General features: G+C 62.2%; 21 protein-coding genes. 9 read left to right on the forward strand and 12 right to left on the reverse strand.

What is annotated here, in order from left to right; all coding sequences use genetic code 11:
- Nucleotides 1–46 precede the first annotated feature (46 nt).
- From EKO19_RS00700 to EKO19_RS00715, 4 genes are all read right to left on the reverse strand, one after another.
- Nucleotides 47–1,108 (reverse strand): FecR family protein, encoded by a 1,062-nt coding sequence (locus EKO19_RS00700; RefSeq protein WP_129774496.1) that lies wholly within the window; start codon nt 1,106–1,108, stop codon nt 47–49.
- Entirely contained in the window at nt 1,105–1,656 is a 552-nt protein-coding gene (locus tag EKO19_RS00705; protein ID WP_129774497.1) for an RNA polymerase sigma factor, read from the reverse strand. Before EKO19_RS00705 ends, EKO19_RS00700 begins: the two co-directional genes overlap by 4 nt.
- 128 nt (nt 1,657–1,784) lie before the next feature.
- Nucleotides 1,785–2,813 carry a formylglycine-generating enzyme family protein gene (locus EKO19_RS00710; protein ID WP_129774498.1) on the reverse strand — a complete coding sequence of 343 codons (1,029 nt, stop codon included), beginning with the start codon at nt 2,811–2,813 and terminating at the stop codon, nt 1,785–1,787.
- A gap of 118 nt (nt 2,814–2,931) precedes the next feature.
- The gene (locus tag EKO19_RS00715; protein ID WP_129774499.1) at nt 2,932–3,822 is read right to left on the reverse strand and encodes an alpha/beta hydrolase family protein; all 891 of its coding nucleotides are present in this window, start codon (nt 3,820–3,822) and stop codon (nt 2,932–2,934) included.
- A 239-nt stretch (nt 3,823–4,061) separates the two neighbouring features.
- Here EKO19_RS00715 and EKO19_RS00720 point away from each other — a divergent pair, with 239 nt between their 5' ends.
- From EKO19_RS00720 to EKO19_RS00740, 5 genes are all read left to right on the forward strand, one after another.
- Nucleotides 4,062–4,484 (forward strand): BlaI/MecI/CopY family transcriptional regulator, encoded by a 423-nt coding sequence (locus tag EKO19_RS00720; protein WP_129774500.1) that lies wholly within the window; start codon nt 4,062–4,064, stop codon nt 4,482–4,484.
- Nucleotides 4,481–5,704, forward strand: a complete 1,224-nt coding sequence (locus tag EKO19_RS00725; RefSeq protein ID WP_129774501.1) for a M56 family metallopeptidase — start codon at nt 4,481–4,483, stop codon at nt 5,702–5,704. Before EKO19_RS00720 ends, EKO19_RS00725 begins: the two co-directional genes overlap by 4 nt.
- Nucleotides 5,701–6,720, forward strand: coding sequence for a hypothetical protein (locus tag EKO19_RS00730; protein WP_129774502.1), 1,020 nt, complete (start codon nt 5,701–5,703; stop codon nt 6,718–6,720). Before EKO19_RS00725 ends, EKO19_RS00730 begins: the two co-directional genes overlap by 4 nt.
- A 121-nt stretch (nt 6,721–6,841) precedes the next feature.
- On the forward strand, nt 6,842–8,182 hold the full coding sequence (locus EKO19_RS00735) for a serine hydrolase domain-containing protein (RefSeq protein WP_157995042.1): 1,341 nt from the start codon (nt 6,842–6,844) through the stop codon (nt 8,180–8,182).
- Between the two features lie 51 nt (nt 8,183–8,233).
- Nucleotides 8,234–8,956 carry a TetR/AcrR family transcriptional regulator gene (locus EKO19_RS00740; protein ID WP_129774504.1) on the forward strand — a complete coding sequence of 241 codons (723 nt, stop codon included), beginning with the start codon at nt 8,234–8,236 and terminating at the stop codon, nt 8,954–8,956.
- Here the strand turns inward: EKO19_RS00740 and EKO19_RS00745 are convergent, their stop codons facing one another.
- From EKO19_RS00745 to EKO19_RS00760, 4 genes are all read right to left on the reverse strand, one after another.
- Nucleotides 8,957–10,531 (reverse strand): acyl-CoA carboxylase subunit beta, encoded by a 1,575-nt coding sequence (locus EKO19_RS00745; protein ID WP_129774505.1) that lies wholly within the window; start codon nt 10,529–10,531, stop codon nt 8,957–8,959.
- Nucleotide 10,532: 1 nt separating this feature from the next.
- Entirely contained in the window at nt 10,533–11,675 is a 1,143-nt protein-coding gene (locus tag EKO19_RS00750; RefSeq protein ID WP_129774506.1) for an acyl-CoA dehydrogenase family protein, read from the reverse strand.
- Between the two features lie 28 nt (nt 11,676–11,703).
- The gene (locus tag EKO19_RS00755) at nt 11,704–13,884 is read right to left on the reverse strand and encodes a TonB-dependent receptor (RefSeq protein ID WP_129774507.1); all 2,181 of its coding nucleotides are present in this window, start codon (nt 13,882–13,884) and stop codon (nt 11,704–11,706) included.
- 87 nt (nt 13,885–13,971) lie between these two features.
- Nucleotides 13,972–15,171, reverse strand: a complete 1,200-nt coding sequence (locus EKO19_RS00760) for a serine hydrolase domain-containing protein (protein WP_157995043.1) — start codon at nt 15,169–15,171, stop codon at nt 13,972–13,974.
- Between the two features lie 118 nt (nt 15,172–15,289).
- On the opposite strand from EKO19_RS00760, the gene EKO19_RS00765 reads away from it, so the two are divergent.
- The 4 genes from EKO19_RS00765 (at nt 15,290) to tam (ending at nt 19,548) form a co-directional block, all read left to right on the forward strand.
- Nucleotides 15,290–15,778, forward strand: coding sequence for a MaoC family dehydratase (locus EKO19_RS00765; RefSeq protein WP_129774509.1), 489 nt, complete (start codon nt 15,290–15,292; stop codon nt 15,776–15,778).
- The gene (locus EKO19_RS00770; RefSeq protein WP_157995044.1) at nt 15,775–17,085 is read left to right on the forward strand and encodes an MFS transporter; all 1,311 of its coding nucleotides are present in this window, start codon (nt 15,775–15,777) and stop codon (nt 17,083–17,085) included. The genes EKO19_RS00765 and EKO19_RS00770 overlap by 4 nt, the downstream gene beginning before the upstream one ends.
- Nucleotides 17,082–18,638 carry a class I adenylate-forming enzyme family protein gene (locus EKO19_RS00775; protein WP_129774511.1) on the forward strand — a complete coding sequence of 519 codons (1,557 nt, stop codon included), beginning with the start codon at nt 17,082–17,084 and terminating at the stop codon, nt 18,636–18,638. Before EKO19_RS00770 ends, EKO19_RS00775 begins: the two co-directional genes overlap by 4 nt.
- 148 nt (nt 18,639–18,786) lie before the next feature.
- Complete coding sequence (gene tam / locus EKO19_RS00780) at nt 18,787–19,548, forward strand: trans-aconitate 2-methyltransferase (RefSeq protein ID WP_129774512.1); 762 nt, start codon at nt 18,787–18,789, stop codon at nt 19,546–19,548.
- Nucleotides 19,549–19,564: 16 nt separating this feature from the next.
- On the opposite strand, the gene EKO19_RS00785 is transcribed toward tam, so the two are convergent.
- The 4 genes from EKO19_RS00785 to EKO19_RS00800 all read right to left on the reverse strand — a co-directional run bounded on the left by EKO19_RS00785 (nt 19,565) and on the right by EKO19_RS00800 (nt 24,983).
- Nucleotides 19,565–20,599, reverse strand: a complete 1,035-nt coding sequence (locus EKO19_RS00785; RefSeq protein ID WP_129774513.1) for a threonine aldolase family protein — start codon at nt 20,597–20,599, stop codon at nt 19,565–19,567.
- 87 nt (nt 20,600–20,686) lie between these two features.
- Nucleotides 20,687–23,443, reverse strand: coding sequence for an MGH1-like glycoside hydrolase domain-containing protein (locus EKO19_RS00790; protein WP_129774514.1), 2,757 nt, complete (start codon nt 23,441–23,443; stop codon nt 20,687–20,689).
- A gap of 12 nt (nt 23,444–23,455) precedes the next feature.
- Nucleotides 23,456–24,286 (reverse strand): hypothetical protein, encoded by an 831-nt coding sequence (locus EKO19_RS00795; protein WP_129774515.1) that lies wholly within the window; start codon nt 24,284–24,286, stop codon nt 23,456–23,458.
- Nucleotides 24,287–24,371: 85 nt separating this feature from the next.
- Entirely contained in the window at nt 24,372–24,983 is a 612-nt protein-coding gene (locus tag EKO19_RS00800) for a glutathione S-transferase family protein (RefSeq protein ID WP_129774516.1), read from the reverse strand.
- Nucleotides 24,984–24,991 lie beyond the last annotated feature (8 nt).

Below are 24,991 nucleotides of genomic sequence, written 5' to 3' on the forward strand. Positions count from 1 at the left end.
CAGACGACGGTTTTCAGAAAACCCTCAAGGCAGACGGATGAATTTTTCAGCGATGATTGAGCGCGATGGCGCCGTCGGCGGTGGTGCTGGCGATCACCGGCAGATATTCGGTGACGGTGCTGATGAAGCCATCGGTGTCGCCGGCATTGAAGAAGCCGGTGATGCGCAAGTTGGCAATGCGCGGATCCGCAATCAGCAGGCGTTGCGATGAATAATGACTCATCCTTTCGATGACGGAAGCGAGCGACTCGTCGTCGAACACCAGATGCCCGCTCTCCCACGCACTCACGTGCGCGGCGCTGACAGGCCCCACCTCAGGCATCGTGCCCGATCGAAGCGCAAGCTGCTCGCCGGCAGTGAGCTGGACGAACGGTGCACTGCCGCTCGTGATGATGGTGCCGGAGTTGATGATCTGGTCGCGCAGCGTGGCCACATCGACTTCAGCGCTCTGTGGAGCGACGACCACTCGACCCTCGAGCAAGGTCACTCGCAATTCCGGCCCGAGCGTATCGATATTGAACGAGGTGCCCACGGCGATGACCTGCTGACCGCGCGCCTTCACGGAGAAAGGTCTCGACGTATCGTGCGCGACATCGAAGCGCGCCTGGCCGTGCGACAGAACGAGTATGCGACGCTCTTTCGAATAGCGCACCTGCACTTCACTGTTCGAATCCAAGGTGACGCGCGAGTCATCGCTCAGCGTCACGACCCGGCGCTCACCCATCGACGTGCTATAGGTCTCCGGACGCGTCAGGCCCCACGTGGTCAGAGCGCCGACCACCATGAGCACCATCGCGGCGGCGACGATGCGCCGACCGGAATCGATCGATGACCACCACCGATGCTCTTTGGCCGCACGCGCAGCGGCGGCGTCCGCGAGCGCGAGACGACGCAGCTCCTCGCCCTCATCCGATGTTTCATGTTCGTCCAGCAAGCTCCAGGCGCCGCGCACCTGCTGCCAGGCGGCCGAATTGAGCGGACTTTCGCTGAGCCACGCGACGAACTCACTGCTGGTGTCGAGCCCCGACGACTCGAAATACACCTGCCACGCGGTCGCCTCCTCCAACGCGACGCTGCCCGGCTCGATCTCGACCGATGCGCGACTCATTGCTGGGTCACCTCGGGCTGTCGGCCATAGCGCGAGGCCAGATGCAACGACGCCCGCATCACGTGCTTCTCGACACTGCTGATGGAAATGCCATAACGCTCGGCGATGTCCTTGTGCTTCATTTTCTCGAGCCGGAACAGCACGAAGATGTTGCGCGTCCGCTCGCCCAGCTCATCGAGCGTACGTACCACATCTTCGAGCGACGAGCGGCTGCTCAGAATGCGCTCGGGCGAGAGCGTCTGGGCGAACTCACCCTCCAGCTCCGGGCCCGCGGTGTCGTCGAGCCGCACGAAGCCCGGCAGGCCGGCGCGCAACTGGCGGCGCCGCTGGTCGCGCAACAGATTGATCGCGACCTTGAAGACGAAGTTGGCGGCGTGCTCGATACGCCGGCGGTCCGTGCTCAGAACCCTCAGCAGCACTTCCTGCGCCAGATCCTCCGCTTCGCGCCGGTCCTTGATGCGACGGGAAAAAAACGCGATGAGCGGCCCGCGAAATTGCGCGGACAGGTCACTTTGCAAGCTGGCGGCAGACGCTGGGTGATCGCTCATAAGCACCGACCATAGTGGTGTCGCGCTGGCGTCGTCGGCGGCGCTTACAGGACATATATAACACAGCCCGCCGGCACGGCTCACCAAAAGGACCGACCGCTTTGCATTCAGGGCCGGCCCCGCTGTGCTCAGTGCGACAACTCCGGCGCCAGGGCCAGCCGGAAGCCCAGATTGATCAAGCGGCCGCCCTCCGGCGTCACGCCGAAGCGCTGCGCCGAGCGGTTGTCGAACACGGGGTTGTTCCAGCCACCGCCGCGCACGACGCGACGGATGCCCGAGGTCGGGCCAAGCGGGTCGGTCACCGCGCCGCCAGGCAGAGGACGCTCGTACCAATCCATCGACCACTCCCACACATTGCCGATCATGTCGTAGAGGCCCCACGCATTCGGTTGCTTCAGACCGACGTGGCGCGGACCGGCAATGGTCGGCGTGGAGTACTGGCGCTCCGGCCGATAGGAAACATCGAAGCCGCGACCGCTATAACCGATCGCACTGTTGCCCGCGTACCAGGCCAGCGGATCGAGCGCGGGCGCATTGCTCTGACCTAGAATTTCGAGCGTGCCCTTGTAGATCGCTCCCGTCGTTCCTGCGCGGGCGGCATATTCCCATTCGGCATCGGTGGGCAATCGATAGACATACCCTTTGGGCAAGCGCCCCGCGGCATGCTCGCGCCGATTGAGCTTGTCGCAGAAGGCCATCGCATCGGTCCAGCTCACCAGATACATCGCCACCGCATCGCTGGTATCGCCGAGCAATGCGTCGGAGCTGGTGGCGTTGGCGATGGTGGCGCCGTGCATCTCGACAGTGCGCAGCTCGCGCTTGCCGTTGTTATAGACCTTCTTGTCGTTGAACACTTGATCCGCGGCCGCCTGCAGATCGGTCCCCATCACGGCACGCCATTGACCATGAGTCACTTCATAACGACCGATCCAGAAGGGCTTGCTGATCGTGACCTTGGTCAACGGCTCCTCGTCCGTTTCGCGCGCGGGCTCATCGGCGGGACTGCCCATCACGAACGAGCCCGCCGGTATCGGCATGAGCTCGAGCTCGATGTCCGGCACGGTGCGCGGTTCGAGAGGTTGCGACGCTTCGGCAAAGCACGCGACGAGCATGGTGGCGAAGAACATCGCGAATCGGTGAGGCTGCGGTCGGTACATGCGCTTTCCTGTAGTCAGGCACAACGGCACGCAAGCCTATACAGACGCGCAACCCCTGCTTAGCAATTGAGACGCCGGCCCGGTCCACACGGACCGAGCCGGAACGCAGCGACGGGGCTCAAGGCAGATTCTTCTCCGCCTGATTGCTCCACGAAGTGTTGGTGTTGATCTCGGGCGTCGTGCCGACGAAGGCGCCACGCGCTGTGCTGTCGCCGCGCAGGGTGTACATCAACCACGCATTGATATAACCAAGGAAGCCACCGCCGCTGTTTTGAATCGTGTTGTGCCCCGCGCCCTTGAGCACGGCCTTCGCGGCGGCTCCGGGAACCTGATTGTAGAAGCCCGTCTGCGTGGACGCAGACGCGATGATGATGTCGGTGGAGCCGCTCAGGAACAACACCGGGACGGTGAGTTGGTCGACATAGTATTCGTCTCCCGCACTCACCCAGATCGTATTCGGCAGAGCGATCGTCACCGCCGTTTTGATCAGGCCATTCGAATGATTGGTGACGTTCACCGTGCCGCCCGCGCCCTGCGAATGACCGATGGCGCCGACTTTGCCGGTGTCGAGCTTCTGATAAAAGAGACTGGCGCTGTCGCTGTCTCTGGCCACCATATATTGAGCGGCCGCCAACATCTCCGCGCCGGTGCCGGTGGTGGGATCGTCGACCGCCACGACCACGAATCCCCACGACGCCAGATGATTGAGCAAGCCGTAGTAGTTGCTCGGCGTCGCGTTACTGCCGTTGCCCCAGGTGATGATGGGATGGCGCATGCCACCCGCCCCGAGCGTGGTCGGATAGTACAAGTTGTAGACGAGCCCGGACGTGTCGGTGACCGTCGCGGTGCTGACAGAGAAGGTGCCCGCGGTTTTATATGTCGTCTCAATGGTGTTGGCCGCGGCGGCCGGACGCACGACGCCGACCATCCCGATCGTCAACGCGCCCACCGCCCAGACGATGGCAGCCGCGGCGCTCAGTGAACGCATCATCCGTTCTGCGATTTTCATTCGTATCCCCCGACCGGAGCTGGCATGGGGGCCGCGGCGGTCTCCGGTGCCTGGCCCGCCGTGGCCCTCGATTTTTAATTGTTGGTTCTCTTCTGTTTCGACTAATTCTGCATTTTTATTCGTATCTGTCCATAGTTTTTGAATACTCGGTCCGGGCCGTATCGGAGCCAGACCGGAACGCTTGAATTCGGCTCGGGACGTCTGTTACCGTCTGTAGCACTACAAAAGGTAGCACTCGTATGAAAGCAACCAAGGCCGAGCTCGGCGAGCTGGAACGCGCGGTGATGAACATCGTGTGGGCGAACAGCTCGCTCAGTGCCGAAGCCATCCGGGAAAAACTGGACCGAGGACTCAAGGAGACCACCGTTCGCACGGTGCTGCGCAGGCTCGAGACCAAGGGCTTGGTGAGTCACAAAGTCGAGAACCGGACGTTCATGTATGAAGCCGCCGAGCCTCGACGCAAAGTCGCGGCTCGCGCCATCAAACGTATCGTCGACTGGTTTTGTGACGGCTCGGTCGACGAAGTGCTGGTGGGACTGGTCGACGCGAAGATGGTCGACCGAGCTCAGGTCGATCGGCTGCTGAACGCCATCGAACAGGCGGAAAAACAGCCCAAGGACGCTTCACCCCCGCCTCGTTCCAGGAAAGGAGCACGCTCATGATGGCGCTCGTCGCTGAATACACGGTCCGTTCCATTGCATTGGGATTGTTGGTGTTTCTGGCGGTGAAGGCATTGCATGTGCGGGACGCGCGCCTGGAGCGCACCGTCTGGCGGATCATTCTCGTGTCCGCGGTTTCGATGCCAGCGCTGCTGGAGCTGATTTCGCGCGCTCCCGTGCCGGCACCGGTCTTGAGTGCGAGCTATGCAGAGCTGGTGACTCTGACCGCTCCGAGTTCGATATCCATCTGGAGCACAGCCCTGCTCGCTCTGGTTGTCACGGTCTCTGGCGTGCTCATCGTTCGTCAGCTGACTGGTGTCATTCGGTGCTGGCTCATGCGCCAACGCGCCACGCCGATGGCGATGTACGAACCCCTGGATGTCCGCATCAGCGACGACGTGAGCTCGCCGGCAACCGTCTTTTCGACCGTGCTCGTGCCGCGAGACTTCAAGGAATGGGACGGCGAAGCGCGGCGACTGGCGATCGAGCATGAGCGATCGCATGTGGCCGGCAAAGATTTCCATGTGCAATGCCTGGCTCAGCTCTATCGAAGCGTGTTCTGGTTCAATCCCTTCGCGTGGTGGCTGGCCGGTCGTCTGGCATTGTTGAATGAACACGTCAGCGACGACGCCGCAGTCGCCAGTCGAACGGACGAGCGCACGACGTACGCCAGGATTCTTCTGAGTCTGGCGCAGCGCTCTGCGGTCAACGCGAACCTCGTCCCGATGATCCGCACTCACTTTCTCAGCCGTCGTATCGAGCGCATCCTGCGACACACCGGCGTGAGCCAGGCGAGCGCACTCAAGACTGCACTGATCGCCTGTTTGCTCGTGCCCATTCTCACAGCTACCGCCGCGGTTCGATCACCCACGGAACCCGGGAGTTATACAAACGGTCTCGAGCTGTTCCACTCCCGGTTGAATTCGGCAGCGCTGGTGGTACTGCCGAAGAGCAATCCCAACAAGCCGCTCTCAGCGCCGAAATATCCTCCAGCATCGCGGCGCCTCGGAGAGACCGGCACAGTCGTGCTGAAGCTGCACGTGCTGGAAGACGGCTCCGTCGCGGATGCGGCGATCGCCAAGTCGAGCGGCTATCCCGATCTGGATTACTCCGCTTTCTACGAAGCATTTCAGTGGCGTCTCGACCCCGGGACCATCGATGGCACGCCGTCGAGAATGTGGGGCAAGTTCGCCGTCACCTTCCAGTTGACCAAAGACCCATGAAACATCGCCTGCTGGTACTCGTGCTGCCCTGGATGGCACTCACCGGTTGCGGCACGCCTCCGCAACGCGCGGAGTTCACCAGTGGCTATCCGACATACAACTGCCCGGAGACGCTCGAAGGCCAGGTGACATTGCAGGCCGAGGTTCGGCCGCTGGATTCGCAAACGACGATCCTGCATCAACCGTCGATCGTCACCCGGGGAATGCTCGCCAGACGGTTGCTCATTTCGGTGACGCCGAGCGGCTTGCACGCAAAGGATCGAATCGTCTGGAGCACATTGAGTGTCGCCACCTTCGGCGGCACGTTTCTCGGCTGGGATCACTTTGAACTTGCCGCGCCCGAGCAACGCACGCAGGAGACCTCGACGGTGGTCGCCTCTCCCGGCCAACTGAAGATCACTCGCGTTGCCAAGGGGCGCGCCGATCTCGCCGGCAGTCAGTCCATCGACCTCGTGATCATGCCCGGCGGCGTGGCTGTTGACGACACGGTCGTCCATTTCTCCGCGCTGTGGACCGACAATGGCATGCCGCTGACGAGCGATCACGTCGCTCCGCAACTCATTCCCTTGCGCCACCCTCCGGGGCTCGACGTTGTCGAAGCTACGCTGGAGCTGAGCTTCGTCGTTCGCGTGGCAGACACCGGCGACGAATGGGTGTGCGGCAGCCAGGCACGGGTGACATTGATCGATCGCGATTCCTTGCGTCAGCCACTCTGGGATCTCGGCCTGGCCTCCGCGAACGCGATTCGCAACGAACGGCTGGCTCTATTCGATCCCACGCTGGGCGCCGTTCGACTGGTATTCGACAGCCCCGCCGGCGCGCATTCGTTTGCCAGCTGGATGCGCGCGACCGGCGCGACTCGAGTGGGCTCTTACGCCCTTTCGATCTTCGAGCAGACCGGTCCGTCGACCACGCGCCCGTTCGGCCCGGTCGATGAGAACGTCATGCGCACCCTGCGTCCCGTGACCATCGCGGACATCGGCGGCATCAAGGTGGGGCCCGCGGGCGAGCCTTGAGGCCGTCCTCATTTATTTTTGAGGTTATCCTCAGTTTCGTTATACTGACCCGCGTCGCCGTAGTCGCGGCGGGAGGGTCGCTATGTCGCGTCGGTTCGCTGCGTTATTCGCCGTAGTACTAATGACAGTCACATCGGTCGCACTCGGCAGCGACCCGATGGAGCAACGCCTGGACCGACTCCTCACGCAAGCGACGTCCGGTGGCGACAAGCCCGGCATCGCGGTGGCCATCCAGCGAGGCACTCAGGTCATTTATTCCAAAGGCTTCGGCTATGCCGACGTCGAACATCGCATCCCGGTCACCCCTGACACCGTGTTCCCGATCGGCTCGATCACCAAGACCATGACGGGGCTTGCGATCACGCAGCTGGTCGCCGCGGGCAAGATCGATCTCGACGCCCCTGCTGGAAAATATGTGCCCGAATTGCCTGCGCCGGCACGCGATGCTCTGGTCCGTCACCTTTTGAACCACACCTCGGGACTGGTGAACTACACCGATCTGCCGGAGTTTCCTCGCGGCGCGGAGCGGCCGGTGACGCGTGCGGAAGTGCTGAGCTGGTTCGCCACCAAGCCGCTGCAGTTCGAGCCCGGCACGCGTTACAACTACACGAACTCAGGAACATTCCTGCTCGGGCTCATCATCGAGCACGTGACCGGCCAAACCTATAATGACTATGTCGGGCAGCATGTGTTCGCGCCGTTCGGCATGCAGCACACGTCGATGTCGGACTGGCGCACGCTGGTGGATCACCGGGCGCACGGCTACCAACACAGCAAGACGGGATTGGTCAACGCGCCCCGCTACGATCCGTTGGTCGCCTTCTCCGCCGGCGCCGTGATGTCGACCACGGGAGACATGCTCAAGTATCGAGCGGGAGTGTTCACAGGTAACGCGACTCCCGCTGCGATTCGCGAACGATTGCACCGGCTGGAGCGCCTGCGCGACGGCACGCTCGTTCCCTATTCGCTGGGCTGCCTGGTGCACGTGACGCTGGACGGACATCGCCGCATCATGCACTCGGGCGATATCTCCGGGTTCTCGGCGCACTATTCGTACTATCCGGACGACGATACGACCCTCGTCGTGCTGACCAACAGCGACAGCGGCGTTCCACCGGTATCGCTGGAAGCCAAGCTCGCTCGCGTCGTCCTGGGCATCGCCGAACCCCGCCGCGACGAAGTGCCATTGCCCGAATCGCTGGGGCAAAGCTATGCCGGCGAATACACCATGGGGCCGATCACCTTCGGGTTCACCCGCATGGGCTTCAAGTACCAGAACGGCGTGCTGTATGCCGTATTTGGCGGTGCCGACGGCCCTTCCCTGCCGCTGAAGCACCTCGGCAACGGGCGTTTCATCTCGACCATCGACGATGAGCACACTTTCCAGTTCGAGCGCGCCGGCAAGCAGCGACGACTCGTGACCCATTTCTATGGCGGAGAGTTCACGGCCAGCGCTCAGTGACCCGAACTCCACGTACAATGCACGGCGTCCGGTTCGCAACGTGGGTTTGACATGACGCTGTCCTACATCGAGCACCTCAAGCAGGGCCTGCGCGATTCGCCGCCCAAACAGAAAGGTCAGCGGACTCGGCAACGGCTGCGCATCGCGACGGCGGAAGCTCTCGAACGCACCGGCTATCACGCCATGCGGGTGCTCGACATCACCACGGCGGCTGAAGTCGCCGAGGGCCTGTTCTACGTCTACTTCAAGGACAAGACCGAAGCGACCTTGAGTGTGCTCAACGAAATGCTCGAGGATTTCCTCGGCTTCTCCACGCTCACGACCGAGGAACACGATTCCTTCAGTGCGATCCGCGCCGCCAATCGACGCTGGCTGGCGGTGTGTCGCGCCAACGCCGGCCTCATGCGCTGCCTGTTACAGGTCAGCGATGAAGAACCGGGCCTGACCGACCTTGCGCAACGGGCCAATCGACTCTGGTACGACATCGTGGCCCAGACGCACGTCAAACGTCGCGGCCAACCGGATGCCAAGCCCTCCGTGCTGTTCGCCACCTATCTGCTCGGCGGCATGATGGACGAGTTGGTCAGGAAGCTATTCATCTATCCCGACCCGGGACTGCAGAAGCTGCAGAAGAAACTAAAGGCCGACGACGATGCATTGGCGGACGCAGCCAGTGTGATCTGGTTGCGAGTGCTGAGCCCCGAGGCGAAACCGCCCGACGATTTGCCCAAAGCCGCCGCGGCGCTGGTCGATTGGATGAAGATGAAGCGCTGATCAGGGACGCAGCCCGAAACTGGCGCGCCCCGCCTGGCGCAGCGGCCCGACCAGATTCGCAAAGTCGCAGAGGAACGCGCGAGTCTGCCTCGGCGCAATGATGTCCTCCACCAGAAACTTCTCGGCCGTCAGCAGCGGCGAGCGTGCGCGATTGAGCCGTGCCTCGATTTCGCCGCGCTTCGCAGCTCGATCCGTGGCGGCAGCAAGCTCCGATTTATATGCAGCCTCGATGCCGCCTTCGATGGGCAGCGAGCCCCAGTCGCCCGAGGGCCACGCGCATCGATAACGGAACCGTCTGGGATTGCACATGCCGGCACCCGCCACGCCAAATGCCTTGCGAACGATGACGGTGCACCAAGGCACCGTCGCCTGATACACGCTCGCCAGCGCGCGCGCACCGTGTCGTAACGTGCCCGCACGCTCTGCCTGCATGCCCACCATGAATCCGGGAATGTCGACCAGGTGCACGACGGGCAAATGAAATGTTTGTGCCAGCTCGATGAACCGGACCAGTTTCTGGGCCGTGTCCGCGGTCCAGGCGCCGCCGTAGTAATTCGGATCGCTGGCGATGACAGCGACCGGCCAACCATCCAGGCGCGCGAAGCCCGTGATCGAAGCTCGCCCCCAGTGACGTCCGATCTCAAAGAAGCTGCCGGCATCGAGCACGCACTCGAGCACGCGACGCATCTTGTAGGCGTAGCGTCGATCGCGCGGGACGATTGAATCGAGTTCCTCCGCAATACGCCGAGGTGAATCCTCGGATGAGATACGCACAGGCAATTCATCGACCGAGCTGGGAAGATACGAAAGAAATCGACGAGCCTTGGCGAAAGCCTCCGTTTCGTTCTCAGCCAGATCGTCCACGGAACCGATCTGCGCATGCACCGCCGCTCCGCCCAGCTCTTCCTTGGTGACGTTCTGGCCGATCGCCGCCACCAGCGACGGACCGGCAGCGAACATCTGTCCCTGCTTGCTCAACAGCACCGAATAATGACTCGACACCAGCCGTGCCGCGCCCAGCCCCGCTATCGGCCCGAGTCCCAGCGCGACGACGGGGACGGTCGATAGATTCTCGACGACCCAGTTCCAGCCCGGCAGCTCCGGCACATACGTGTGGCCGGTCATTTCCAGGGTCTTGACCGAACCGCCGCCGCCGGAACCGTCCAGCAGCCGCACGATGGGCATCCTGAATTCATTCGCCATCTGCTCGGCCTGCACCAGCTTCTCGTGAATCGCAGCGTCGGCGGCGCCACCACGAACCGTGAAGTCGTCACCCGAGACCACGACGGGACGGCTGTCGATGCAACCCCACCCGAATCGCGAGTTGGCAGGCGTGAAGCCGAGCAACTGACCGTCCTCGGCGTAGCGGCCCGTGCCTGCGAGCGCACCGATCTCCCGAAACGTATCCGCGTCGAGCAATTGATCGATGCGTTCGAGCACCGTCAGCTTGCCCTTGGCGTGCTGTATCTCGACTTTGTCGGCGCCGCCCATCTCGGCCGATGCACGACGTCGATCTTCGATCCGTGCGATTTCCGGCGCCCAACCCTCGGCCGGATTCGTTACGTTGTCGCTCATATCACAGCGCGCGGGAGATCAGCTCTTTCATGATCTCATTGGTGCCGCCGTAGATACGTTGAACGCGCGCATCCGCGAACATCCGGCACACCAGCGTTTCATTCATATAGCCATAGCCGCCATGCAACTGCAGACAGCGATCGATGACTTGCTGTTGCATGTCGGTGATCCACCACTTGGCCATCGCGGCGGTGGTCGAGTCGAGCGAGCCGTCCACCACACGCTGAATGCAATCGTTGACGAACACCCGGGCGATGCGGGCAATCGTCGCCACTTCGGCGAGCTCGAACTTGGTGTTCTGAAACTCGAACACCGGCTTGCCGAATGCACTGCGCTCCTTTACGTAGCGCAGCGTTTCCTCGATGGCACCTTCCATGGCCGCGACACCGCTGACCGCGATCACCGCACGCTCGTAGGGCAGGTCGCTCATCAGCTGATGGAACCCCTTGCCTGCCACGCCACCCAGTAAACAATCGACCGGCACTCGCACGTCCTCGAAGAACAGCAACGAGGTGTCCTGAGCCTGCATGCCCATCTTGTCCAGCACGGCACCGACGCGATACCCCGGCAGGTCGGCCGTCTCGACCATCAGGATCGACATGCCCGAAGCGCGCTGCGTGGGATCGGTCTTCACCACCAGCGCCAGCAATCCTGCGAGCGAGCCGTTGGTGATGAACGTCTTCGCGCCATTGATGACGTAGTGCTGGCCATCGCGCCGCGCGGTCATTCGAATTGCCTGCAAATCAGAGCCCGTGCCCGGTTCCGTCATCGCGATCGCACCGACCAGCTCACCCCGAGCCAGCCGCGGCAGCCAACGCTGCTTCTGCTCATGTGTGCCATGCCGATTCACATACTGCGCGCAGATGCTGTGCACGCCCGTCGCGAATCCCACCAACCCACGGCGACTCAAAGCATCGTGCACGATGGACTCATGACGGAAGTCGCCGCCGCCACCGCCGTACTCCAGCGGAATATCCGTGCAAAGCAGACCCACCTCACCCGCCTCGCGCCAGATCTCGTGCCCGACACTGTGCTCGCGACGCCAGCGCGCATCCTGAGGCACCATTCGTTCGGTGACGAAGCGTTCGGCGACCTCGCGAAACAGCGTCAGTTCTTCATTCATCCATGGCGCGATGACTTCCATCGATTCTCCCGTCGAACGAGGTTGTGGCTCAGAACCGGGTCGTGAGCTTGACGCCGTAAGTCCGAGGCGCGCCGAACGTGGTCGTGGTCTCGTCATAAGCAAACGGCGGCAGGAAGGATAACAGCGGCCGCTGCGTCGTGCGATTCACGGCGTAGAGCTCATCGGTGAGATTGCGCGCATAAACCTCGAGCGTCCAGCCCTCGCCGAGCCGCAGCCCTGCCCTGGCATTCAACAACGTGTACGACTCCAACCGGTTACGCGGGTCGTTCTGAACATCGGGATACGTCCGGTCGCGATACGCCCCCTCCAGTCTGATGAAAGCGCCGATCGCGGCATTGATCGACCAGCTGTACTGCGTGGCCAGCGATGCGCTCAAGCTCGGCGCGAACGGCAGGTCGTTGCCTTTCAGATCGCCGCCGTACTGATCGATGAAACGATCGAAGCTGGCATCGAGCAATCCCAGGCCGGCGCTGATGTTGAGGTTGGCCGTGGGTTGCGCCACCAGATCGAGCTCGATGCCGGTCACCGATGCATTCGCCGCGTTGCCGATGTAGTTGGAGAATGTATCGGGATCGTATTGCGTGACCTGCAGATCCTTGTAGTCCATGTAGAACACGGCAACGTTGGCCTGGGCGCGCCCGCCGAACAGCACCGCCTTGGCGCCCAGCTCGAAGTTGTCGACCCGCTCGGCGTCGAACGAAATATTGTCCGCCGTCGACAGCACATCCACATTGAAGCCGCCGCTCTTGTACCCGGACGAGTACGTGGCATAGAAATTCCAGCTCGGATTGAGCGAATACATCAGGCTGGCGGTGGGCGTGAATTCGCCGCCACTGTAGTCGTCGGTCAGCGGACCGATGGCCGGCACGAAGCCGAGCCCGTTCGGATCGAGCTGCTGGAAGCTAAGGTCTTTCTGCTCATAGGTGTAGCGCCCGCCCAGCGTCGCCGCCCACCGGTCGGCGAAATGATAGGTGGCGTTGGCGAAGGCGGCATAGCCGTCGGTCGTGACCTCGGCGCGCTGATCGAACGACTTCCATCCATAGGGGATGCCCAGGATATCGGCGAGACCATCGCCGATGAACACCGGCGTGTGCGTGTCCGAGTCCTGCTTGGAATAGTAGAGGCCGACCACGTACTCGAGCGTTCGTCCCGAGGGTGAGGCGAGCCGCAGCTCTTGAGAGGTGTACTCGCTGCTTTGCTCATACTCGGCCCAGGAATGATTGAAACCGTTCCAGGTTTCATCGGAATACGTCTCCCATTGGGACTTGCGGAAGGCCGTGATCGACGTCAGGGAATGACCGGAATCGAGCGCATAGTTCACCGTCAACGCCGCGCCGCTGTAATCGATGTGCTCCCACGAGTGGTAAGCCTCGTCGAACGTGAATGCGCCTGGCTCGTTACCGAACGTGCCTCGGGTCACTTCGGCGCGATACGGCTCGCCGTCGATCCGATTCACATCGGCCGAGAAATTCACTTCGAGCTTGTCGGAAGGCGTCGCGCGCAACTGGACACGCACGCCGTCCTGCAACTTGCTGCCCGCGCGGCTGCCATCGAACATGTTCTTCGCATAGCCGTCCTCGGTCAGACCGTAAGCCGCAATCTTGCCGAACAGCAGGCCCTCCTTGAGGGGACCGCTAAGAAATCCGACAGCTTCGGCATGCCCGTAATTGCCGCCATCCAGTGACAACGAGCCCGCAACCTCATCGCTGGGCTTGAGGGTCGTCAGGCTGATGGCGCCGGCAATCGTGTTCTTACCGAAGATCGTGCCCTGAGGTCCGCGCAGGAACTCGACCTGAGCGATGTCGGGCAGACGCTGGTTGTATGTTTCGGCCCGGCCCGTGTAGACGCCGTCCAGATACACGCCGACGCCGGTTTCCTGACCGATGCTGCGAGCCTCGGTCGAGATGCCGCGGATCACCAGGTTGGTGCGTCGTTCCTGATTGCCGGTGCCGACGATCACGTTGGGCACGACATCGCCAAGATTCTTCAGCTCAGTCGCGCCCCGCTGCGCCAGGGCATCTGCACCGATGGCGACAATCGAGATCGGCACATCACGCAGATCTTCATCGCGCATGCGCGCGGACACGACGATCTCTTCCAGCGTGTCCGTCGTGGCGACCGTATCGCCCTCGGCATGAGCCGCCGAGGTCAGAACCAAAGCACAGGCAGTTGCAAGCGAGCCACTGCTTTTCATGATCTTGTCGTACATCAGCCCTCCCCAGCGGAAAACAACCCACCCCGATCGACACTACGCCTTACTAAATTTGAGGTCAATCTCATTTATAGTCGAAATACATCAACGCCGCGGACCTGGAAACTCGAGCACGCTGCGGGTGATTCGCGCGCGCAACGATTCAAAATCCAGATGCCCCGGCTTGCCTTCTTCCCAGTAGCCATCTTCCGTGTTCACTTGAAGTGCGATCGATATCGCCGCGGCCGGGTAGTAGCGCATCGATGTGCGGTAGCCCGGGATGTATCCATCGTGACCGTGAGCCAAGGGCAAGCCGCCAGCGGCAGGAAACACGCCCGCCCCCAATCCGTAATAACGCGCATTCGTTACCCCGGCGGGTACGGCCAGCATCTCCGCCAGCGCAGTAGCATCCAATGCTTTCCCGCCGTACAAAGCGGACGCCCACCTCGCCAGATCGCCCGCGTTGCTGACGAAGCCGCCCGCCGTGAACTCGATGGCTGGGTCGTAAGTCAGCACACCGCCCTCCGCCACCATGGTCGGCCCGAGCAGCAACGGGTTTTGTCCGTTTGCATACCCCTGCGTGAGTCCCGGAATTCTTCGCACGTTCGACGGCGCCGTCAGCGTGAGGCCGAGCGGATCGAGAAAGGATTCGCGCGCCAGGTCGTAATAGGCGCGACCGGTGGCCGACTCCATGGCGAGGCCGACGATCAAGTACCCGACGTCCGTATAGTTGAACCCCTGCCCTGGCGCGAATAACGGCGGCTGATCGCAGACGAACTCGATCAACGTGTCGAAGCCGGGGACGTAGTTGGGATTCTCGGCGAGCCGCGCGCGGTACCACTCGAAGAAGCGCGGATTGTTATAGTAATTTTCCAATCCGCCGCGATGCTGGAGCAGCAGCCGGATCGTCAATGCGTCAGCGTTCGGCAGTCGCTGAAACCACGGCCGGCCGCCAAGGTATTTCGACACCTTATCGTCGAGCGACCAGACGCCTTGCCGCGACAATTTAATGGCCGTCGCAGCCGCCAGCGTCTTGCCCGTGCTGCCAGAGAGCATGCGCGAGTCGGGTGTCATGCGAACCTTGCGTTCGACGTCCGCATAGCCGCTCGCAACCTTCCCCAGGCGTCCATCGGGCAGAACAAACGCCGCCGTGATTCCGGGCACGGAATAACGAGCGCGCTCGGCGTCGACCGCCGACTGGAAACGCGCCACCAATGCCGCGTACTGCGACTCGCTCAGAGGCGCCGCGTCGACCGCTGCATGCCACACGAACGTTGTCGCCGCGATCACCAGAAATCGAGCCAATCCCCGCACCGGACTCTCCCCAGGGGCTCCCCCGTCGTCGGCAAGGTTGACCTTTTGCAAAACTGAGGTCAAGCTCAATTACGACGATTCGAAGCGGCGAGCCCGCGGAGTGAGACACATGCCGGAAGCACAGGTTGAAGACACGCTGAACCGTTTAGCGCCTGGCGAAGAAGTGGGGGTTTCCCCTTGGCTCACCGTGTCGCAATCGATGATCGACTCCTTCGGTCACGCCACGCTCGATCCCGATCCGATGCATATCGATCCGGAATGGGCGGCGGCCAACAGCCCCTATCAGGGCACCATTGCCTTTGGATTTCTGACCATCTCGTTGCTGACTCATCTGTTGCATGGCTCGATGGGCGTTCGCGGCGCGCACGATCCGCGCCGTTCTGGGTATTACCTCAACTACGGATTCGATCGCATCAGGCTGGTGGCGCCGGTACGAACCGGTCGCCGGATCCGCGGCAGCTTCAAGATGCTCGATCGTAAGACGGACGAGCGCGGGCGGCTGATCACCACGTTCGACTGCACAGTCGAGATCGAAGGCGAGTCGCGCCCCGCTCTCGTCGCTCAGTGGCTCACCGTTTGGGTTCCGCCCAACACGTGAGCACCGTGGATCTCGATCCAAGTTGGAGCCGCGCCTCGCCGACACGACGCGCATCCGCTGCTTATGCAGCGGGCTCATTCGGTACCGGCGTCTTCTCCACGGTGCCGACTGTCATCCTGCTCTACTTCTGCACCGAGATCCTGGCGCTGCCCGCGGCCTGGGCGACGCTCATCGTCTTCGTTCCCAAGCTCTGGTCGATGCTTTGGGATCCCTGGGTGGGCGCATGGTCGGATCGCACGAGCACCCGCTTCGGTCGCCGGCGACCTTTCATGATCGTCGGCGCGCTCGGCATGCCACTCGCGTTCGTCGCGATGTTCAGCCCGCCGTCCCTCGATGTCCTCGCCACCGGCGTCTGGGTCGGCATCACTTATTTCTTGCTCGCCACGCTCTATTCGCTATTCGCGGTTCCTTACGTGGCCATTCCCGCCGAGCTCATCGACGACGAGGATGCACGCGCTCGCCTGATCGCCTGGCGGATGTTCGTCGTCATGCTGGGTATCCTGACCGGCGCGGGACTGGTGCCATGGCTGGTGACGTTCCATGGCGGCGGACGCATCGGCTACGCATCGATGTCGGTCGGCGTCGCCATCGCTTGCGCGTTGGCCATGACGGGACCGATTGCCATGCTGCGCGGTCGGGATATGCCCCGCTCCTCCGCCATCGCCACAAAGTCACATCGCGAGCAAAGCGTGTTCTGGCGAGCGCTGCGAGACCGTTCGTTTCTCCAACTAGGTTTTGCGTATCTGTTGCTACTGTCCGCAAGCGGCTCGGTCACTTCCGCCATCCCATATTTCGTCACACACTACTTCGGCCGCAGCGAAAGCGACATCGGGACCGCTCTGTTCGTCATGCTCATTGCGACAACAGTGACGGTAACTTCGTGGGGCCGCCTCGGGCGACGCTACGGCGAACTGCGGATGTTGCAAATGGCTGTGGCTCTCTATGCACTTGCCGCGCTCGCTGTCGGAGCATTGTCCCTGCTGCATGCTCCTTGGCTTTCGGCTCTGCTCGTATTCGCGCTGCTTGGCATTCCGTTTGGAGCGATGCAGGTATTGCCTTACACGCTGGTCGCCACGTTGATTCGCGCAAGCTGCGCGCAAAATCATTCTGCCGAAGGAACATTGACGGGCCTGTGGACTGCCACAGAGAAGCTCGGCCTGGCCCTTGGCCCGACGATCACCGGCCTGGCGTTGTGGATTGCAGGTTCCGGCGGTGACACCGCTCTGCCAGTCGTAACGATCGCGGCATCCGGCTTGCTCATGATGGGCTCGATGGCAACGCTACGCTCTTTGGGGCCTTCGCAATGACGACGCTGACCAGAATCAGCGACTATGTGAGCTGGCATGCCGCTCGCGATCCGCACGCGGTTGCGCTGGTTCACGGCGAGCATCGCATTTCGTATCGCTCACTCGAGCAGCGGGTCGATCGTCTCGCCGCCGCGCTGCTGGCCGCCGGAGTGCGCAAAGGCGATCGCGTAGCCACGTTGTCGACGCCTCATCCCGATTTCGTGGTGAGCCTGCTCGCCGCAACTTCCATCGGCGCCATCTGGCTGGGATTGAACCCGCGCTATCGCCTGCCCGAGTTGCAGCACTGTGTGGTCGACGCGGCTGCAAAGCTCCTGCTTGCACGCCGCGATCTGCTCGGCCGCTGCTACGACACCGAAATCGATGCACTTCGCGCGTCGTCTGAATCGCTCGAGCAGGTCGTTCTGTTCGACGACCCGAGTGAGCGAGCATTTCTCGACCGCGGCAACTGCATCGATGCGCGACAGCTGGAGCAGGCACGCGCTGATGTCGACAGCCGGGATCCGTGCCTGCTCGTCTACACCTCGGGCTCGACCGGCACACCCAAAGGCGCCCTGCTCCATCACAGCGGCATCGTCGATTTCGCAATGCTCTGCAATTCGCTCTGGCCGCTCTCGCCCCACCGGGTCATCAACTATTTCCCCATCAATCACATCGGCAGCGTCGTCGATTGCATGATGCCTTGCCTGGTGGCCGGTGGCACACAGGTCATGCTCGAGCAATTCGATCCGGCGGTGTGTCTCGAACTGATCGAGCGTGAGCGCGTCACGCTGTGGGGTTCCGTGCCGAGTGTGTTCCAAATGCAGCTGGAGCTGCCGAACTTTGCGCAGTTCGATCTCTCTTCCGTGCAGCTGATCGCCTGGGGAGGCGCGGCGATGCCCCGCGAAACCATCGAACGCCTCAGAGCCCTATGCTCAAAACTCGCGACCAACTACGGCATGACGGAAACCTCCAGCGCGATTACCATGGTCGAGCCCACGGACGACCTCGACGTTCTCGCGAACACCGTGGGCCACCCGAGGCCCGGCTCGGAAGTTCGACTGGTCGACGACCAGGGCCGCCCGATCCCAATCGGCCATCCCGGGGAAATCCAGGTGCGCTCCCGATGTAACTTTCTCGGTTACTGGCAGCGACCGGACGCCACCGCCGCTGCATTCACATCCGACGGCTTCTTCCGCACCGGTGACCTTGGCGAACAACGATCCGACGGACGAATCCGGCTGATCGGGCGTTTGAAAGAGATGTACAAGTCCGGCGGCTACAACGTGTATCCGCGGGAAGTGGAAACTGTGATCGAAGCGCATCCCAGTGTAGCGAGCGCCGCGGTCGTCTCCATTCCGGATCCCCTTTGGCAGGAAGTCGGGGTCGCCTACGTCGTGGCCCGTGAATCGATCACGACACAACAGATCGAACAGTACTGTCGCGACCGGCTCGCGAACTACAAATTGCCCAAGCGCATAGTCCTGGTTGCCGAGCTGCCACTGCTCCCGATCGGCAAGGTCGATAAGCGCACACTGCGCGATTGGGCCGAGCGCGGCGTCACCCATAAAGACTGACGGCGTCCTCAGCGATAGAGGTATACGAACCCGCCACAGATGGATATCGGAGGGTTTCACTCACGGCTGAACCAGCGCCGTGCGGGCAGACCGCAATTGGAGCCTGACGATTGGCAAGGTGAACCTCCCGACGTAAAGTGGCCCCACCATGACCTGGTCAGCCAAACAATACAGTACTTTCGAGGATGAGCGCACCCGCCCCTCGCGGGACCTGGTCAACGCCATTGCACTGGATCACGTCGCTACCGCTGTCGATCTCGGCTGCGGTCCCGGCAATTCGACCGAGGTGCTCGCTCGACGCTATCCGTCGGCGATCATCAGCGGCATCGACAGCTCGGAGGATATGATCGACAGCGCGAGACGGCGGCTACCGCAGCTCGCATTCGAAGTTGCCGACATCGCAACCTGGCACGCGCCGCGCCCGCTGGATGTCATCCTCGCCAATGCTTCGCTCCAATGGTTGCCGGACCACGGATCTCTGTATCCGCGACTGGTCTCACAACTGACCGAGGGTGGATGCCTCGCGATCCAGACGCCGGACAATCTCAACGAGCCCGCGCATCGAATCGCACGGCAGGTTGCCACCGAGGGCGCCTGGGCAAACAAGATCGGACACGTCACTCATCCCGAGCGCCATGATGCGCGCTGGTACTACTCGCTGCTCCAGCCCATCTGCAGTCGCGTCGACGTGTGGCAAACCACGTACTTCCATCCGCTGCAAAATCATCGGGCCCTGGTCGAGTGGTTCAAAGGCTCCGCATTGCGTCCCTTCCTGGCGCCGTTGACGCCCGATGAGCAGCAAACATTTCTGGCGACCTATGAGCGAGAGATGACCACCGCCTACCCCGCGCTCGAATCGGGACGGGTGCTGCTGCCATTTCCCCGGCTGTTCCTCCTGGCCACGCGCTGACCCGCTCCCGTCAGCTCTATGCGATTTTCAGCTTCCGCAACTTCTCGACCAGCGCGCTGACCTGATCGTCGCCGATATCGAGATGCATCACGAAGCGTATCGTCGACCCGCCCATGCTGCCCGCTTTGATGCCATGGCTTTGCAGCGTCCGCAGGAAGTCCTCGGTGTTCAGGTGAGCATCGAGGGTGAAGATCACGATATTCGTTTCGACGGGCAACACACTCGACACGTACGCGAGACCTTGCAGCTCGCGTTCCAGCGTTTTCGCTCGCAGATGATCGTCGCGCAGTCGGGCGACGTTGTGCTCCAGCGCGTATAGACCCGCCGCGGCCAGATAGCCCGCCTGCCGCATGCCTCCGCCCATCATCTTCCGAAACCGGGCGGACTTCGCAATGAACTCGCGAGGCCCCAGCAGCAACGAGCCCGCCGGCGCCCCGAGGCCTTTTGAGAGGCAGATGGAAATCGTGTCGAACACGCGGCCGTAGTCGCGTGGCGATTCGTTACGGGCAACGATGGCGTTGAAGACTCTCGCGCCGTCCAGATGCAATGCCAGCTCACGCTCATCGCAGACACCACGGATTCGTTCCAGCTCGGCAAAGTCCCAGCAGGCACCGCCGCCTTTGTTCACCGTGTTCTCCACTACGACGAGTCGCGACCACGCGGCGTGCACGTCAGTCCGGGAATTGACTTGGGATCGGACCTGTTCCGCCGTGAATCGCCCGCGATCGCCCTTCAACAAGCGCACCGACGCGCCGCTGTTGGCGGCGATGCCACCGACTTCGTACAGGTACACGTGCGACAGCTCATCGCAAATGACCTCGTCGCCCGGGCGCGTGTGCACCCGGATGCCGATCTGATTGGTCATGGTTCCGGACGGACAGAACAGCGCCGCTTCCATTCCGAACAGATCGGCCGCCTTGCTCTGGAGCGCATTGACAGTTTCGTCTTCGCCGTAGACGTCGTCGCCGACTTCGGCGGACATCATTGCTTCCAGCATGGCTGGGGTCGGGCGCGTGACGGTATCGCTGCGGGCATCGATGATCTGGGACATCAGGGGCTCTCCGTGGGGCCCGGCGATGCTAACGACGCGGTGCGCCGCGAGCAAGGCAGACACCTGATTCCCGGCACCTTCTATGGCTCAGATCCGCTTCGCGACAGGTGCGACCGGCTCGTGCCTGCGCTCCTTCACCTCCTTCATCACGGCGCGCGCGCCGCTCTCGAGCAACTGGTCGGCCGGCAGGAGGGCGAACAGTTGCATGATGCGGGCGATGATGCCCGTCCACCCCGTTTGATGGCTCGCGCCGAGTCCGGCGCCGTTGTCGCCATGGAAGTACTCGTAGAACTGAATGTAGTCGCGCCAGTGCGGATCGGTTTGAAACTTTTCAGTGCCGCCGTAAACGGGGCGTCGGCCGTTCGCGTCGCGCTGAAAGATCGCAGCGAGCCTTCGTGCCAGCTCCTCCGCCACCTGGTATAGATTCATGTGCCGCCCGGAGCCCGTCGGGCACTCCACGGTGAAGTCCTCTCCGTAGTACGTGTAGTACTGAATCAATGCGCGAATGATCAGTCCATTCACCGGCATCCAGATCGGGCCACGCCAATTGGAATTGCCCCCAAACATGCCGTTGTCGGATTCCGCCGGCAGGTAGCCGACCCGATACTCCTGCCCGCCGACCCAGAATTGATAGGGCCGATCCAAATGGGCTCTGGACAGCGAACGAATCCCGTAGGGACTGAAAAATTCGCGCTCATCCAGCATGCGCGCCAGCACGCGTCGCAGCCGGGTCTCATCGAGAATGGAGGCCATCAGTCTGCCGTGCTGGCCGCGACTGCTCGGATCGTGGATGGCGCTCATCAGCTCGGGATGCGACACCAGAAAATCGCGCAGCGCGTGCCCCACTTCGGGATACTTTTCCACCAGCCGTCCATCGAAAACCGTGACCGCGCAGAACGGCAGCAATCCCACCATCGAGCGAACTTTCAGTCGCTGAGCCGTGCCATCGGGCAGCTGCAACACGTCGTAAAAGAATCCATCGTCCTCATCCCACATGCCGACGCCGTCCTGCGACGTCACCATCGAGGCTGCGATCCACAGAAAATGCTCGGCGAACTTGGTACACATCCGGATGTAAGTCGGTCGCGCCAGGGTCAGCTCGATGGCGATCTCCAGCATGTTCTGACAGAACAGCGCCATCCACGCCGTGCCATCGGCTTGTTCCAGATGACCGCCGGTGGGCAACGGCGCGCTGCGATCGAACACACCGATGTTGTCGAGGCCGAGGAAGCCGCCCTCGAATACGTTCTTGCCGTCGCGATCCTTGCGGTTCACCCACCAGGTGAAGTTCAACAGCAGCGCATGGAAAGAGCGCTCCAGCCAATCGACATCGCCGCTGCCGCGCGTTGCCGCCTCGAGCCGATACGTGAAGATCGTCGACCACGCATGCACCGGCGGATTCACGTCACCGAAGTTCCACTCGTACGCGGGCAATTGGCCGCTCGGGTGCAGGTACGTGGCCTGTAACATCAGGTCCAGCTGCTGCTTGCCGAAGTCTTCGTCCACCAGCGTCAGCGCCAGAATATGGAATGCGAGGTCCCAGGCTGCGTACCACGGATATTCCCATTTGTCCGGCATCGAAATGATGTCGGCGTTGTGCATGTGGCGCCACTGCGAATTGCGCGGTATCTGCCGGCCGAAGTTGCGACGCTCCTGCACCCAGGCCGCGATGTCGTAGTAGTAGAACTGCTTCGACCAGAGCATGCCCGCCAACGCCTGACGGACGATGCTCCTGGCATCGTCGTCGAGCGAGCGGGGAATGACGCTCGCGTAGAATTCGTCCGCCTCCTGCTTGCGTTCGTTGCACGCATCGTCGAAGTTCGTTGCAAACATCTCGTTGGATCGATCCCGAGACGAAACGATCTGCGCCGGCGCGCGCTCACATAGACGCAACCGCACGACCTGCGATTCGCCCGCGCCCACCTCGATCGTGTAGTGCACCGCTGCCTTGGTCCCGAAACGCTCGGGATTGACCGCTTCCGAACGGCCGTGCACGATGTAATCGTTGATGCCGTCCTTGACATACGGCGTGCGGTTCGGCTGCCCCTGCAGACGCTCGCTGTTGGTCTCATTCTCGGTGAACAACAGCTCGGCGGGCCGTTCGCTATAGATGAATCGCTCACCCAGCTGGGGATGTGAAACCCGGATCACGTTGCCCGACGCACCGGTCGAGATCCGTCGCAGCACCGGCCGGGGGCTGGTGCCGTACGGCGTCCAGGTGTTACGGAACCAGAAAGTCGGCAGCAGATGCAAAGCGGCTGCGTCCGGGCCGCGATTGCAGACAGTGATCTGCATCAGGAGGTCTTCGGGCGACGCCTTGGCGTACTCGACGAACACGTCGAAGTAGCGGTCCTCGTTGAAAATGCCCGTGTCCAGCAATTCATATTCGAACTCGTCACGACGCCGCGCGCGATTGGTGTGCACCAGATCGTCGTAGGGGTAGGCGCGCTGCGGATATTTGTATAGATACTTCAGATACGAGTGGGTCGGCGTCGAATCGAGATAGAAGTAATATTCCTTCACGTCCTCGCCGTGATTGCCTTCGCTGTTGGTCAGACCGAACAGCCGTTCCTTGATGATGGGGTCGGTGCCATTCCACAACGCCAGCGCCACGCAGAGTTGCTGGCGGTCATCGCACAAGCCCGCCATGCCGTCCTCGCCCCAGTGGTAAGCGTAGGAACGCGCTTGATCGTGAGTCAGGTGATTCCACGCATCGCCGCTGTCGCTGTAATCCTCGCGCACCGTTCCCCATTGGCGCTCACTCAAGTACGGCCCCCAGCGACGCCAGGCCGCAATCCCCGCGCGGGCAGCTCGCAAACGATGAGACTCGGCGTCGGCACTCATGAGCGCTGCTGCCTAGAACGAGGTGGCTATGAACAGCGTCGGACCGCTGGTCTGAATCTGCGCTTTGCCTTGCCAATCCTCTTTTGTGGACGCGACCTGGAAGCTGGTGTCGCGGTACCCCAGGCCGACGCTGAAGTGTCGCCAGGGCTGATAGATCAGGTCCACGCCGCTGCTGAACACGTCACCGTCGATATTGCCGGTGCTGAGCGAGAGCCGATCCACGCGCATGTTCAACAGCCACCGATCCGCCAGCGCCACGCGCGCATAAAGAGTGATGAACGGCAGCGGTGCCGTCTGGCTGGCGAAATCGGAGCCGAGATTTCTGGTCGACAGTCCCGCCTCCAGCCTGGCGACGTGCGCGCCCAGACCGAGGCCGACTTCCTTATCCTTGCTGCGAAAGAACGCGTAGCCGACGCTGACCCTGAAATCCTCGAAGTTGAAGGTGGCAGTGGCGACCGAATTGATCGGAATGTTCAGGTTGCCCCAGTCGATGACGCGCTGGGTCTGCTTTTCGTTGCTGCGGTCCAGTTTGAAATATTCGACTTCCAGCTGCCAGCGCCGGGTGAAGTGCCAGCGCGCGTCGAACAGGCCGACGGTATCGTCCTTGGCCAGACCGAAGTCGTCCTCGAAGTCGATGAGCGTGCCGACGATGCCGCGGTTGAGGTTTGCTGTGACATTCGACTCAGCGTAAATCGCCCCGGCACTGAAGTACCACGCGTCGGACATCAGTGGATGATCGGGAATGCATTCGTTGCATTGCTCCGCGGCTGCGGAGCGCGCGAGCGATATGAGCCCTATTGCGACCACCACCGCGACAGCGCGAGGGAATTCTTGAATTCGCATGGCCATCTCATGTTCGCTGCCCTCTCACAGGCTAGAGATGCTGCAAGCGCCCGCGAATCTGTACAGCGGGCACCCATCAACGACTTCAGCCGCGCGCTTTGGCGGCGACGAAGCCCGGCCGGCTGCTGAGGCGCTCCCAATAGGCGGAAATTTCCGGGCTGAACTTAGGCTCCAAGCTCAGTTTCCGGGCGAACAGCAGTGCGTAGCCGACACACAGATCGGCCATCGTGAAGCGCCCGGCGCACAGCCAGTCGCGCTGTTTCAACGTCCGGGTGAGATGACGCAGGCGGGAGAGAAACCATTGGGTGTAATCGTCCGCCGCCTGTTGCAGACGACGCTCGCCGGATTCCAACTGGGAATATCGAAAGATGATGGCCAGCGGCGTCGTCAGCGTGGCCTCGCTGCGATGAAGCCAGTCGAGCCAGAGTGGATAGTCGGGCTCATCCACCGCCACGGCCAGCGGCGTAGGACCGTAACGTGTCGCGAGGTACTGCGGGATCGCCGCGGATTCCGTCATTCGAACCTCGCCGTCGATCAGCAGCGGAATCGTGCCGAGCGGATTGTGTTCGAGATAATCGGGCTGCCGGAGACGAGGCGGAAACGGCAGCTGATGCAAGCGGTACGGCAAGCCCATTTCTTCCAGGGCCCAGAGCGCGCGAAACGAACGCGCGTCGGTGCAGTGATAGAGCTCGATCATCGCCGGTG

It is taken from the genome of Peristeroidobacter soli, from assembly GCF_004138485.1.
In the GTDB taxonomy this organism is placed as follows: domain Bacteria; phylum Pseudomonadota; class Gammaproteobacteria; order Steroidobacterales; family Steroidobacteraceae; genus Steroidobacter; species Steroidobacter soli.

Coding starts and splice junctions, on each gene's coding strand:
- EKO19_RS00700 (WP_129774496.1), bottom strand. CDS start 1,108: ATGAGTCGCGCATCGGTCGAGATCGAGCCGGGCAGCGTCGCGTTGGAG.
- EKO19_RS00705 (WP_129774497.1), bottom strand. CDS start 1,656: ATGAGCGATCACCCAGCGTCTGCCGCCAGCTTGCAAAGTGACCTGTCC.
- EKO19_RS00710 (WP_129774498.1), bottom strand. CDS start 2,813: ATGTACCGACCGCAGCCTCACCGATTCGCGATGTTCTTCGCCACCATG.
- EKO19_RS00715 (WP_129774499.1), bottom strand. CDS start 3,822: ATGAAAATCGCAGAACGGATGATGCGTTCACTGAGCGCCGCGGCTGCC.
- EKO19_RS00720 (WP_129774500.1), top strand. CDS start 4,062: ATGAAAGCAACCAAGGCCGAGCTCGGCGAGCTGGAACGCGCGGTGATG.
- EKO19_RS00725 (WP_129774501.1), top strand. CDS start 4,481: ATGATGGCGCTCGTCGCTGAATACACGGTCCGTTCCATTGCATTGGGA.
- EKO19_RS00730 (WP_129774502.1), top strand. CDS start 5,701: ATGAAACATCGCCTGCTGGTACTCGTGCTGCCCTGGATGGCACTCACC.
- EKO19_RS00735 (WP_157995042.1), top strand. CDS start 6,842: ATGACAGTCACATCGGTCGCACTCGGCAGCGACCCGATGGAGCAACGC.
- EKO19_RS00740 (WP_129774504.1), top strand. CDS start 8,234: ATGACGCTGTCCTACATCGAGCACCTCAAGCAGGGCCTGCGCGATTCG.
- EKO19_RS00745 (WP_129774505.1), bottom strand. CDS start 10,531: ATGAGCGACAACGTAACGAATCCGGCCGAGGGTTGGGCGCCGGAAATC.
- EKO19_RS00750 (WP_129774506.1), bottom strand. CDS start 11,675: ATGGAAGTCATCGCGCCATGGATGAATGAAGAACTGACGCTGTTTCGC.
- EKO19_RS00755 (WP_129774507.1), bottom strand. CDS start 13,884: ATGTACGACAAGATCATGAAAAGCAGTGGCTCGCTTGCAACTGCCTGT.
- EKO19_RS00765 (WP_129774509.1), top strand. CDS start 15,290: ATGCCGGAAGCACAGGTTGAAGACACGCTGAACCGTTTAGCGCCTGGC.
- EKO19_RS00775 (WP_129774511.1), top strand. CDS start 17,082: ATGACGACGCTGACCAGAATCAGCGACTATGTGAGCTGGCATGCCGCT.
- tam (WP_129774512.1), top strand. CDS start 18,787: ATGACCTGGTCAGCCAAACAATACAGTACTTTCGAGGATGAGCGCACC.
- EKO19_RS00785 (WP_129774513.1), bottom strand. CDS start 20,599: ATGTCCCAGATCATCGATGCCCGCAGCGATACCGTCACGCGCCCGACC.
- EKO19_RS00790 (WP_129774514.1), bottom strand. CDS start 23,443: ATGAGTGCCGACGCCGAGTCTCATCGTTTGCGAGCTGCCCGCGCGGGG.
- EKO19_RS00795 (WP_129774515.1), bottom strand. CDS start 24,286: ATGCGAATTCAAGAATTCCCTCGCGCTGTCGCGGTGGTGGTCGCAATA.
- EKO19_RS00800 (WP_129774516.1), bottom strand. CDS start 24,983: ATGATCGAGCTCTATCACTGCACCGACGCGCGTTCGTTTCGCGCGCTC.